Here is a 10,716-nt window from a genome sequence, read left to right as displayed (position 1 = left end):
GAGCCAAGCGCATCAACCAACGGTTCTTCGATCCCTCCAGGTTTCCATTCTCAAATTCGCACAGTTCCATGGACCACGTTTTTTAACGAGAACGAACCCGCCAATAAGCAAACGGCCGCTGCCCTCCTGTCCGGCACGATAGCATGGCCTGTTTCTATGCCGCACAGGCGGACAAACGTCCGGGATCGTTTTTTAGGAGCCCCTTCTCCTCCTGCAACAGAAAGTGCTCACGGCGTAATCTTTCATTCTCACGCAATAGCGCCTATGATCTGTTGTGTCAGCGACTACAGTGTCAAGCTTCTGCGCATCACGGATCCATTACTCCAACGTCGAAGAGCCGATACCCAGATCTTGGGCAATACGCTCACGTGACAGACCGCTGCTCAGAGCTAAACGCACCGCCTCGTGCCTGAACTCAGCCTTATAAACTCGTCCCATTCCAAATCTCCTTCATGACCATCTTCGCTCTTAAAGAGCCCGGAACTAAACCGTGACACCTTCCAACAACTATTAGTATAAAATGTTCTACCCCTAACCATTACCTCCCACTAAAGTAATAAACTTTTCACTATTCCTCTTAGCATACTTAATATTTTGCCTAGAAGGCTCCTTCTCCGCCATCAGCACACTTAGCAACGCAATCTGATCGGCTTGAGCCAGTCGAATAACGTCCTGTGGCGCAAGGTCGCCTGACATCACCCTTCCCCGTGCCATGCCGTGGGCGATGATATAGCTATATATCAGAGTGGTTGGTGTGGGGGTGATTTTGACCGTTGCCATAGGGGCTTGGCACCCAGCCAACAGGCTTACGCCCACCATGGTGCAGCATAGGCTGCGGAAACGGCGCAAAAAAAACGGAAAGGCAGACATAGGGCGCTTCATATAGGAAGCGTAGCCCATATCCGCCTTTCCGGGAATAATCTCTTCACGCAGGAATGCGTGTCAGAAATCAGACCTTGCGGGTTGCCAGTTCATCACGGATCTGCTCAAGCAGAACTTCCGTTTTGGTGGGCGGCGGCGGTTCAGCCGGAGCAGCTTCTTCACGCACATGCAGACGGGTCAGCGCCTTCACCACCCAGAAGATCACCAGAGCAGTAATCAGGAACTGGATGACCGTGTTCAGGAACAGGCCGATGTTAATGGTAACAGCGCCAGCCTTCTGGGCTTCTGCCAACGTAGCCAGATGCGGCCCCTTGAGGGTGACAAACAGGTTGGAAAAATCAATCCCGCCAATCAGCAGACCGATAAGGGGGTTGAACACATCCTTCACCAGACTGTTGACAATGCCGGTGAACGCCGCACCCACAATCACACCAACGGCCAGATCAACCACGTTGCCACGCATAATAAAGGCGCGGAATTCGGAGACCCAGGTAGGGGTATGCACCCGAGATTTAATGTCAGCCATACAGCAGTGCTTTCCTTCACATCTACAATAATGCGTGTCTGTACCAACGTTGCGTGGTATTTCACAAGAAAAAAGGAAAAATGCGGTAAATTTCCGCCTGCCCCTGATACCTTTTTGCCATGCTGTTAAACGTTATAACACCAAAACCCCCTTCACCACAGCCAATATGCAGGTTTCTGCGGAAGAGTTGTTGATCCCGCCCGCACAGATGGGTATATGCACTCGCACGCATAGCCCGGTCGGCATCGGGACAGCTTTGTTTGAACAGAAAGACTCATCATGAAACCCGGCATTCACCCTGACTATCACGAAATTAACGTCATCATGACCGATGGTACCGAATACAAGACTCGGTCATGCTACGGCAAACCCGGCGACACCCTGCGTCTGGACGTAGACACCAAGTCTCATCCGGCATGGACAGGCGTGCAGCGTATGCTGGACACCGGGGGTCAGGTGGCAAAGTTCAACAAGCGCTTTGCTGGTATTGGTACCCGCACGAAGTAATACGCCACCTTCTTTCAGGTCGTATGAAAAATCTGGAGCCCCGCCCCTTGAAACAGGGAGCGGGGTTTTCCACGTTTAGCTGGGATGAAAACGCCCGGCATGGGGTTTCGTCACACCACCAGATCCGCCGGAAAGGCCTGCCGTAAGGGGGCCAGTTCAAACTCCGGCATGACCTTGCTGAACGAGGAGGTTTTCTTATGAGCTATGATTTTGCACCGCTGTTCCGTACCGCTATCGGCTTTGATCGACTGGCGCAGGTCATGGATACCGCAGCCCGGAACACGGCTACCCCCAGCTACCCACCCTATGACATCGCCAAGACAGGAAATGACAGTTACGCCCTGACAATGGCTGTGGCGGGCTTTGGCCCTGATGACATTGAACTTGTTGTGCAGGACAACACGCTGGTTGTTTCTGGTCGCGTCAGCGAGCCGCAGAATGAAGGGGAAATTCTGCATCGAGGCATCGCCCGTCGCGCGTTCGAGCGTCGGTTCGCACTGGCTGATCATGTAGAAGTAACCGGCGCGGAAATGAACAACGGTCTTTTGCGGATATCAGTCAGGCAGATCATGCCAGAGGCCCTGAAGCCGCGCCGTATTCCGGTTCAGTCCGCAGCATCTGCTCCCGCTCCTGTTGTGCACCCTCCAGTAGCGGCGGAAGGAGCTAACACATCAGGCCCTGCGCCGGAGCTTCCCGCAGCGGCTGCGTAATTTTTCCATCAGGAACCAGCACAAAAAGGAGGGGCTCAGGCTCCTCCTTTTCTGTTTGATGCATTTGCTTCTTGACCTATGCGGGGCGGTCCGCCCATATCGTCGCCAACTCATGCGCGCCGGCAGGCACGCGGGCCTTCGGACAGGTTTCCGAACCGTCACTTTCTCCGGTGCCTGCGCAAGCGCCGCCCGACGACAGGATGGAACCAATGACGACCCTACCGCTGATGCCCAAGGCCACCGCCGTGTGGTTGATTGAAAAGACAGCCCTGAGTTTTACGCAGATTGCCGAATTCTGTGGCATGCACCCGCTGGAAGTACAAGCCATTGCCGACGGTGAGGTCGCGCAGGGAATTGTCGGGTATGACCCAATTGCCAACCGCCAGTTGACCCAGGAAGAAATCAGCCGGTGTGAAGCCAACCCGGACGCAAAACTGAAAATTCTTTCCTCTGGCAATCCGGTCAAGCGTCGCTCAAAAGGGGCACGCTATACACCTGTTGCCAAACGGCATGATCGTCCGGATGGCATTGCCTTCCTACTGCGTAATTTTCCGCAGTTGGGAGATCAGGAAATTGTCAAACTGCTGGGCACCACCAAGGACACCATCGCCAAGGTGCGCAACAAGCAGCACTGGAACACTCCCAACATCAAACCGCGTGATCCGGTTACCATTGGTTTGTGCAGCCAGACCGATCTGAATGCTGCGGTAACAGCAGCCACGTTGCGTCTGGAACGTGAAGGGCAGGAAATTCCGCAGCCGCCGCCCATGCTGGACGAACCGCATGAGCATGAAAGCAAGGTTGAAGACTGATCATTCCTTGGTCTGGTCGGCTTTTAAGGCCGACCAGATAGCTCTTTTATGGAGCCTAAGCCTCATCAGGAAGAAAGACGCTCAATTTCTTCCTTAAGACGAAGTTTCTGGAGTTTGAGGGTCATGAGGACCCGAGCATCAGGTCGGGGTCGTCCCCCTTCTGCAGAGATCTGCTGATCAATCCGTGAGTGGCGAGATTTAAGACTTTCAATCCTCGACAGGAGCGTCATCGCTGCCTCCATTCGGTTGATGGTCATAATACCGTAACGCACGCTCCGGCGAATTTTTCATGTTTTTTTCATGAGGCAGGCATTTTAGGTATGCGCTATGGTCATATCTGTTTTTTTGCTTTTTGCCGCTGGTTTCCATTCTGAACATGCGCAAGACTGAACCCAATACGGCTGAAGCGCCCCACACTGCCCTATTCATCGGCACATGATTCGTCGTGCAGGAGACCAAGTAACATGCTGAAAGACCGCGATTCACTGCTCGGCCAGCTTCATGAACTTCGCAGTGAACATCGTGATCTGGACACCATCATCAGTCGGTTAACGCAGGACCCCGCGCCAATAGACCAGCTTCATCTCCAAAGACTGAAAAAGCGCAAACTTTTGCTGCGTGACCGGATCGCATGGCTTGAAAGCCAGCTTATCCCCGATGATATTGCCTGACCGTTTTTTCCTGATACTGGACGCAACCCCACCGTGAGCGAAACCTCTCCCCTGCCCGCAGCCACCAGCCAGACCACCACGCCCGAACCCCAAGTGGGCATTATCATGGGCAGCCAGTCAGACTGGGACACCATGCGTCATGCGGATGCCATTCTGACTGAACTTGAAATTCCGCATGAAACCCTGATTGTCTCGGCGCACCGCACGCCAGACCGTTTGGCTGATTATGCCAAAAGCGCAGCCGGGCGCGGACTTTCGGTTATTATCGCTGGCGCTGGGGGCGCTGCACATCTGCCGGGCATGTGCGCGGCATGGACACGCCTGCCGGTGCTGGGTGTTCCGGTGGAATCCCGTGCCCTGAAAGGCATGGACAGTCTGCTCTCCATCGTTCAGATGCCGGGTGGTATTCCTGTGGGAACACTGGCCATTGGCTCTTCGGGCGCCAAAAACGCTGCTCTGCTGGCAGCCGCCATTCTGGCGTTGCAGGAACCGGAACTTGCCGCACGGCTTGAAGCCTGGCGTGCTCTGCAAACGGCCTCCGTTGCCAACACTCCCATGACAGACGAAGAATGACCCCGTTTCCCTCCTCTTCCGCCAGCGCTCCTCTTGGCCCTAATGCCGTTATTGGTATTGTCGGGGGCGGCCAGTTGGGCCGTATGTCCGCCATGGCCGCGGCCAAGCTGGGTTTCAGAACGCATATTCTGACCAAAGACCCCAACAGCCCTGCCGCGCAAGTTTCGCACGGCGTTACCCTCGGCGCGTATGATGATCTGAAAGCACTGGACGCCTTCGCCCGTGGCGTGGATGTGGTGACGTTCGAATTCGAGAACATCAGCGCCGACGCCATGGACTGCCTCTCCCAATACTGTCCCGTGCGGCCCTCCGGCCACATTCTTCGCATCAGTCAGGACCGGCTGGCGGAAAAGACGTTCTTCACGGAAAATGGTATCCCGCTTGCACCATGGCATGCGGTTACGGATCGTGCGTCTCTCCATGCGGCGGCAGAAACACTTGGCCTGCCCTTTATCCTGAAAACCACCCGCAACGGATATGACGGCAAAGGCCAGAGCCGCATTCATCACCCTGCGGACCTTGAAACTGCTTTCAATACACTTGCTCCGCATCCGCTGGTAGCAGAAGGCATGGTGGATTTTGCGTGTGAACTGAGTGTGATGGTCGTGCGTGGTGTAGACGGTACCGTCCGTTGTTTTGATCCGGGCATGAACCGTCATCGTGATGGGATTCTCGACCTCACATTAGCTCCGGCCCCCGTTGAACCTGCCATCAGTGCCCAAGCGCAGGCTTTGGCCGTGTCCATTGCCGAAAAACTTGATCTGGTGGGTATTCTGGGTGTGGAAATGTTTCTGGACCACACCGGCGTGCTACTGGTGAATGAAATCGCACCACGGCCACATAATTCGGGCCACTGGACCATGGATGCGTGCCCGGTCGATCAGTTTGACATGCATATCCGCGCCGTAACAGGTATGCCACTTCCTCCCGCCATCCGTCATTCCGATGCTATAATGAAAAATCTGATCGGGCCTGACGACATGGCGTTATGGCCGCAGATTATCGGCGCCTCCGGTCTGCTGCCCCATTTATATGGCAAGGAAGAAGCACGGCCCGGCCGCAAGATGGGCCATGTGAATTGCATTTTCCCGTTTGGGAGCCTGCCCGGAGAACTTGGTATTCAGGATGCATTGGGCCCTCTGGCTACAAAGTCCACTCCCGATGAAGTGACCGAAACATCGGCAGAAACGGTATCGTCCTGACTGTTTGAAGGAAGTTGGGCCTTAGAACAGTCTCTCTTCCTTCAAACTGACCAGACGTGAGCCGCCAACAATCACATGGTCCAAGACGGTTATGCCCATAAGACTGGCGGCCTGGGCAATGCGATGCGTCATGGCGATATCTTCCTGCGAAGGCGAAGGATCGCCGCTGGGGTGATTATGCACCAGAATCAGACCCACCGCCTTTAACTCCAACGCCCTGCGTACAACTTCCCGGGGATAGACCGGTGTATGGTCCACCGTACCGCGTCCCTGCATTTCATCAGCCAGAAGGCAGCGGTGCGCGTCCAGAAACAGAACCCGCACCTGCTCCACCAGTTCCTGCGCCAACATAGCCCGCAGATAGGCGTAAAGCTGATCTTCATCCGCCAGTACGTTGTTGCGCATAAGCCGGGCACGTTGCAGCCTGATACCTGCTTCATGTGCCAGCAGGAAATAAACCTGCAAAAGACTGTTCCCGCCTGTGGCTTCCTCCATATCCGGTAAGGACGCACCGATGGTTGCCGCCAACGATCCAAAGCGCTGCAGGAGTGCTGCGGCGAGATCATCCGGGTTGATAGAGCGCGACGCGACAGCCGCAATCAGACGCGACAGAATCTCCCTGTCAGCAAGGGCTGGAGCATCTGGTGTGTCACCATCAGGCTCATACCTCATAAGGCGCGAAAGAAAGGGCAGTTCCACGGGCTTCATGCCGTGTAACGCCTGACCCATATCAGCAAAGCCAGTGTCCTTAGGGGTCACAGACTTTGTGTTTCCTGTCTTCCTGAAAGCGGGCGTCTTCTTCACCACTCCTGCCCTACCAGCCGGAAGCTGCGCCATTCCCCCTTTTTCAGAACCAGATGATCGTGCACATCCACAGAAAACAGCGGGGCCTCTTTCAGCAACATCTGCACAAACGGTGTATCCGCCGCCATTTGACGATCGGGCTCCAGCGTTACTGGCGTCAATCTTATGGTAATCACGGCAGATGCGTTCACTGCGAGAGCTCGCTGCAGAAGGAACGCAACAGCAGACCGTAATGCCTCTTCCATCGCCTTGGCAGTCTGTGCCTTGCTTACAGCAGGCTGAGAAGCAGACGTATCAGGCTCATCCAGCACCTGTTCATCGGCCAGAAGCTGATTCCGGCTATCCAGAAACAAGATCCGCATCTGGCCTGCAGGTAGTCTAGCGTAATGCACATCACAATATTGCAGCAATGCGTCCCAACTGCCCAGAACAACGCGTACCTGCTCTTCAGGCTTGGCCATGCTGTCCGCCACGGCGGGCATAAGTGTCAGCAGCCTTGTGGAAAGTGGACCAACACCCTGTTTTTTCAGACTCTCTGCCGGAGCCTCCAGCACAGCAGCCAGAGACCCGAAATGATTGATCAACGCCTTGGCCTGCGGTTTGGTATCCCGCCGCGGCACACCGGGAAACAGCAGCATTTCCAGTATTTCATAATCAGCGAGTGAGTCCGCCCCCCTTTTCAACACACGTTGGCGCATGCGCTGCCGGTGGCCTTTGGGGCCAGTGCTGGCAAATGCAGGACCATCCGCAGCCCCAGCCGCTTTTTCACAGGGTGTTCCTGCTTTTTCTCCCGTAAACGGGCCGTCCATTCTGTCACTCCGATTGGCCTGAGGCGTGCAAGACTATATAAGAGCCAGGTGACTACATCCGAACACCCCTCCTCACCGCTTTTTTCATCGTCCTCTGGTGAAGGCGAGTCCTATCTGGCGCGCCTGAACCCTGAACAACGCACGGCGATTGAAACAACCGATGGCCCCCTGCTGGTTCTGGCTGGTGCGGGAACGGGAAAAACGCGGGTGCTTACCACCCGCTTTGCCCATATTCTGCTCACTGGCCGCGCCAAGCCTTGGCAGATTCTGGCCGTGACCTTCACCAACAAGGCCGCGCGTGAAATGCGCGAACGGATCGGGTTTATTCTGGGCGAGCCTGCGGAAGGCCTATGGCTGGGCACATTCCATGCCCTGTGCGCCCGCATGCTGCGCCGCCATGCGGAATATGTAGGCCTGACACACAGCTTCACAATTCTGGATACAGATGATCAGTTACGCCTGCTCAAACAGGTGATGGAGCCGTGGCGCATTGATATCAAACGCTGGCCGGCACCGGGCCTGTTAGGCGTGATCCAGCGCTGGAAAGACCGGGGCCTGACGCCCGAACGCGTAACCGACACCGAAGATTCGGATTTTGCGGACGGTCATACCCGCGCCATCTATGCCGCGTATCAGACCCGCCTGCGCCAGTTGAACGCCTGTGACTTTGGCGATCTGATGTTGCATGTCACGGAAATTCTGCGCACACGCCCTGATGTGCTGGACCAGTATCACCGCCTGTTCCGCTATATTCTGGTGGATGAATATCAGGATACCAATACCGTTCAGTACCTCTGGCTGCGGTTGCTCGCCAAACGTTCCGGCGCGCCCTCCAACATCTGCTGCGTGGGGGACGATGACCAGTCCATCTATTCCTGGCGCGGTGCGGAAGTTGAAAACATTCTCCGCTTTGAAAAAGACTTCCCCGGCGCGCAGATTGTGCGGTTGGAACGCAATTATCGCTCCACCCAGCATATTCTGGGGGCCGCCGCCGGCCTGATTGCCCATAATGGTGAACGGCTGGGCAAGACCCTCCGCTCCGGCAAGGAAGACGCCCGCGGCGAGAAAGTCACTGTCACCGGGGTGTGGGATTCTGATGCAGAAGCACGTGCCGTGTGTGACGCAGCAGAAAAATTCAAGGCTCAAGGCCACTCACTGGCAGAAATGGCCATTCTGGTACGCGCTGGTTTCCAGACGCGCGCTTTTGAAGAACGGCTGGTGCAGATTGGCCTGCCCTATCGCATTGTCGGTGGCCTCCGCTTTTATGAACGCGCGGAAATCCGGGATGCTTTGGCCTACATGCGCGCCGTGCATCAACCCGCGGATGATCTAGCGTTTGAACGGATCATTAACACGCCCAAACGTGGCGTTGGCCCTGCCGCTTTGCAGAAATTCCACGCCGCCGCACGTGCCAGAGAGGTACCGCTGTCAGCTGGAACGCAGGCCCTTCTGACCGAAGGCGGCGTAAAAGGTAAAATGGCGGATCAAGTCCGCAAACTGCTGGACGTGCTGTCCACCACGCGGGACATTCTGGCGCGTGAAGGGCATGTGGTGGCCGTGGAGCATCTGCTTGAAGAAAGCGGCTATCTGGATATGTGGCGGAATGACCGCTCGCCAGAGGCTCCGGGGCGGCTGGAAAACCTGAAAGAACTGGTGCGCGCTCTGGCCGATTTCGGCACGCTTGGCGAGTTTCTGGAACACGTCGCGCTGGTGATGGAGCACGATGAAAACGCAGGAGAAGCCAAGCTCTCGCTCATGACCCTGCATGGGGCCAAGGGGCTGGAATTTGATATTGTCTTCCTGCCCGGCTGGGAGGAAGGCGTTTTTCCCTCCCAGCGCACGCTGGATGAAGGCGGCCTGAAAGGCCTGGAGGAAGAACGGCGTCTTGCCTATGTGGGCATTACCCGCGCCCGCAAACACGCCCTGATCTATCATACTGGCAGCCGCCGTATTTACGCCAACTGGCAGCCTTCCATGCCCAGCCGCTTTCTGGACGAACTGCCCGAAGAGCATGTGGCCCGCCAAAACGAAGGCGCGACCCAGCGTCGTGGCCTGAATCTGTCTGATTCGGTTTTTGAAGGTGGCATGCCTCTCACCAGCCGTCGGCGGCAGGACCCGCTTCTGGCGGAAACAGCCCCCGCCTTCCAGCTTGGTGACCATGTGCGCCACCCCCGGTTTGGCGTGGGTATCATTATCGGTGCAGACCGGCACCATCTTGAGGTCGTCTTTGAAAATGGCGACACCAAGCGTCTTCTGTCCTCCTTCATAGAGAAACTTTAATGGCCGCTCCTCCCCGCAGACACGCTACCGCACTTGAAACGGTTACGGTCACTGTTCCTGAAGCGGCTGTTGAGGCCTATGAAAACGCCATTGGCAGCGTGTGCACCACGGTTGGTATTTTTGAGGCCAACCCGGAAGGTACGTTGTGGCGCGTAGAAGGTGTGAAAGACGTTGGGCACCGGGATGATGACCTCGCCCTTGCCCTGACCCTGGCAGAACTGACCAGCGGCGTAAGCGCGGACCTCAACCGTGTTCCGACAGAAGCCGATGGATGGCTGGCGCGTACCTATGAATCCTTCCCCGAACAGGAAGTAGGCCAGCATTTTGTTGTTCGCGGCACCCATCTGCCAGACACCCCCAGCCCCACCCGCATTGTGCTGACACTGGATGCCGGCGTGGCCTTCGGGTCTGGCGAACATGGCTCTACCCGGGGGTGCCTGCGGGCTCTGGAACGCATTGCTTACCGCAAACCCCGGCGTATTCTTGATCTGGGCTGTGGCTCCGGCATTCTGGCCATGGCTGCAGCCGCCCTGTTGCACCAGAAGGTTCTGGCCGTGGATATCGAACCATGGTCAGTGCGGGTTTCTGCCGAGAATGCTAAACGCAATGGCTTGAGCCGCTCGCTCATATGTCGTCTGGGCAATGGCTGGAAAACGCCGGAAATCCGGCATAATGCGCCGTATGATCTGGTCTTCGCCAACATTCTGGCCCGCCCCCTGTGCCTGATGGCCAAGGATCTTGCCCAGAACCTGGCTCCCGGCGGCACGGTCATTCTGGCAGGGCTGCTCCGCACCCAGATCCGCATGGTTCTGGCCGCACACCGCAGGCAGGGGCTGGTGCTGGAACACACTTTCCTTGAAGGGGATTGGGCCACGCTGGTGCTGCGTCGTCCCTATGGCGCGTCCGCCTGATACGCTCCCTTCCCGGCCTGTGCGCTCTT

General features: G+C 56.5%; 14 protein-coding genes. 9 read left to right on the top strand and 5 right to left on the bottom strand.

Annotated elements, in window-relative coordinates; translation table 11 throughout:
* Positions 1–531: 531 nt before the first annotated feature.
* A complete protein-coding gene (locus AD944_RS05430; protein WP_045541391.1) occupies positions 532–900 on the bottom strand; it encodes a hypothetical protein in 369 nt (122 codons plus the stop codon).
* A 49-nt stretch (positions 901–949) separates the two neighbouring features.
* Positions 950–1,408, bottom strand: coding sequence for a large conductance mechanosensitive channel protein MscL (gene mscL / locus AD944_RS05425; RefSeq protein WP_045541392.1), 459 nt, complete (start codon positions 1,406–1,408; stop codon positions 950–952).
* 34 nt (positions 1,409–1,442) lie between these two features.
* Here mscL and AD944_RS16715 point away from each other — a divergent pair, with 34 nt between their 5' ends.
* From AD944_RS16715 to AD944_RS05410, 4 genes are all read left to right on the top strand, one after another.
* A complete protein-coding gene (locus AD944_RS16715; protein ID WP_145912761.1) occupies positions 1,443–1,691 on the top strand; it encodes a hypothetical protein in 249 nt (82 codons plus the stop codon).
* Positions 1,688–1,915 (top strand): 50S ribosomal protein L31, encoded by a 228-nt coding sequence (rpmE, locus tag AD944_RS05420; protein ID WP_006557103.1) that lies wholly within the window; start codon positions 1,688–1,690, stop codon positions 1,913–1,915. The genes AD944_RS16715 and rpmE overlap by 4 nt, the downstream gene beginning before the upstream one ends.
* A gap of 197 nt (positions 1,916–2,112) precedes the next feature.
* Positions 2,113–2,625, top strand: a complete 513-nt coding sequence (locus AD944_RS05415) for an Hsp20 family protein (protein ID WP_006557101.1) — start codon at positions 2,113–2,115, stop codon at positions 2,623–2,625.
* Positions 2,626–2,834: 209 nt separating this feature from the next.
* A complete protein-coding gene (locus AD944_RS05410; RefSeq protein ID WP_039903101.1) occupies positions 2,835–3,437 on the top strand; it encodes a DUF1013 domain-containing protein in 603 nt (200 codons plus the stop codon).
* A gap of 65 nt (positions 3,438–3,502) precedes the next feature.
* On the opposite strand, the gene AD944_RS05405 is transcribed toward AD944_RS05410, so the two are convergent.
* Positions 3,503–3,667 carry a YdcH family protein gene (locus tag AD944_RS05405; protein WP_081473503.1) on the bottom strand — a complete coding sequence of 55 codons (165 nt, stop codon included), beginning with the start codon at positions 3,665–3,667 and terminating at the stop codon, positions 3,503–3,505.
* A 234-nt stretch (positions 3,668–3,901) separates the two neighbouring features.
* Here AD944_RS05405 and AD944_RS05400 point away from each other — a divergent pair, with 234 nt between their 5' ends.
* Genes AD944_RS05400 through AD944_RS05390 form a run of 3 tightly spaced genes read left to right on the top strand, consistent with a single transcriptional unit; the run spans position 3,902 to position 5,883 of the window.
* Positions 3,902–4,108 carry a YdcH family protein gene (locus AD944_RS05400; RefSeq protein ID WP_006557097.1) on the top strand — a complete coding sequence of 69 codons (207 nt, stop codon included), beginning with the start codon at positions 3,902–3,904 and terminating at the stop codon, positions 4,106–4,108.
* 33 nt (positions 4,109–4,141) lie between these two features.
* Complete coding sequence (gene purE / locus AD944_RS05395; protein WP_082741135.1) at positions 4,142–4,681, top strand: 5-(carboxyamino)imidazole ribonucleotide mutase; 540 nt, start codon at positions 4,142–4,144, stop codon at positions 4,679–4,681.
* Positions 4,678–5,883 (top strand): 5-(carboxyamino)imidazole ribonucleotide synthase, encoded by a 1,206-nt coding sequence (locus AD944_RS05390; RefSeq protein ID WP_045541393.1) that lies wholly within the window; start codon positions 4,678–4,680, stop codon positions 5,881–5,883. The genes purE and AD944_RS05390 overlap by 4 nt, the downstream gene beginning before the upstream one ends.
* 21 nt (positions 5,884–5,904) lie before the next feature.
* Here the strand turns inward: AD944_RS05390 and AD944_RS05385 are convergent, their stop codons facing one another.
* Both AD944_RS05385 and AD944_RS05380 read right to left on the bottom strand, forming a co-directional pair.
* Entirely contained in the window at positions 5,905–6,642 is a 738-nt protein-coding gene (locus AD944_RS05385) for a JAB domain-containing protein (RefSeq protein WP_052427076.1), read from the bottom strand.
* A gap of 41 nt (positions 6,643–6,683) precedes the next feature.
* Complete coding sequence (locus tag AD944_RS05380) at positions 6,684–7,496, bottom strand: JAB domain-containing protein (protein WP_045541394.1); 813 nt, start codon at positions 7,494–7,496, stop codon at positions 6,684–6,686.
* Positions 7,497–7,544: 48 nt separating this feature from the next.
* On the opposite strand from AD944_RS05380, the gene AD944_RS05375 reads away from it, so the two are divergent.
* Together AD944_RS05375 and AD944_RS05370 are read left to right on the top strand one after the other, a co-directional pair.
* Complete coding sequence (locus AD944_RS05375) at positions 7,545–9,776, top strand: ATP-dependent helicase (protein ID WP_179946455.1); 2,232 nt, start codon at positions 7,545–7,547, stop codon at positions 9,774–9,776.
* Positions 9,776–10,687 carry a 50S ribosomal protein L11 methyltransferase gene (locus tag AD944_RS05370; RefSeq protein WP_045541395.1) on the top strand — a complete coding sequence of 304 codons (912 nt, stop codon included), beginning with the start codon at positions 9,776–9,778 and terminating at the stop codon, positions 10,685–10,687. The genes AD944_RS05375 and AD944_RS05370 overlap by 1 nt, the downstream gene beginning before the upstream one ends.
* The last annotated feature ends 29 nt before the right edge of the window (positions 10,688–10,716 follow it).

Origin of the sequence: Acetobacter tropicalis (genome assembly GCF_001580915.1) — a bacterium.
Classification (GTDB): domain Bacteria; phylum Pseudomonadota; class Alphaproteobacteria; order Acetobacterales; family Acetobacteraceae; genus Acetobacter; species Acetobacter tropicalis.
The sequence above is the reverse complement of the archived record's forward strand: the minus strand, read 5'-3'. Positions and strand labels throughout refer to the sequence as shown.

Coding starts and splice junctions, on each gene's coding strand:
- AD944_RS05430 (WP_045541391.1), bottom strand. CDS start 900: ATGGGCTACGCTTCCTATATGAAGCGCCCTATGTCTGCCTTTCCGTTT.
- mscL (WP_045541392.1), bottom strand. CDS start 1,408: ATGGCTGACATTAAATCTCGGGTGCATACCCCTACCTGGGTCTCCGAA.
- rpmE (WP_006557103.1), top strand. CDS start 1,688: ATGAAACCCGGCATTCACCCTGACTATCACGAAATTAACGTCATCATG.
- AD944_RS05415 (WP_006557101.1), top strand. CDS start 2,113: ATGAGCTATGATTTTGCACCGCTGTTCCGTACCGCTATCGGCTTTGAT.
- AD944_RS05410 (WP_039903101.1), top strand. CDS start 2,835: ATGACGACCCTACCGCTGATGCCCAAGGCCACCGCCGTGTGGTTGATT.
- AD944_RS05405 (WP_081473503.1), bottom strand. CDS start 3,667: ATGACGCTCCTGTCGAGGATTGAAAGTCTTAAATCTCGCCACTCACGG.
- AD944_RS05400 (WP_006557097.1), top strand. CDS start 3,902: ATGCTGAAAGACCGCGATTCACTGCTCGGCCAGCTTCATGAACTTCGC.
- AD944_RS05390 (WP_045541393.1), top strand. CDS start 4,678: ATGACCCCGTTTCCCTCCTCTTCCGCCAGCGCTCCTCTTGGCCCTAAT.
- AD944_RS05380 (WP_045541394.1), bottom strand. CDS start 7,496: ATGGACGGCCCGTTTACGGGAGAAAAAGCAGGAACACCCTGTGAAAAA.
- AD944_RS05370 (WP_045541395.1), top strand. CDS start 9,776: ATGGCCGCTCCTCCCCGCAGACACGCTACCGCACTTGAAACGGTTACG.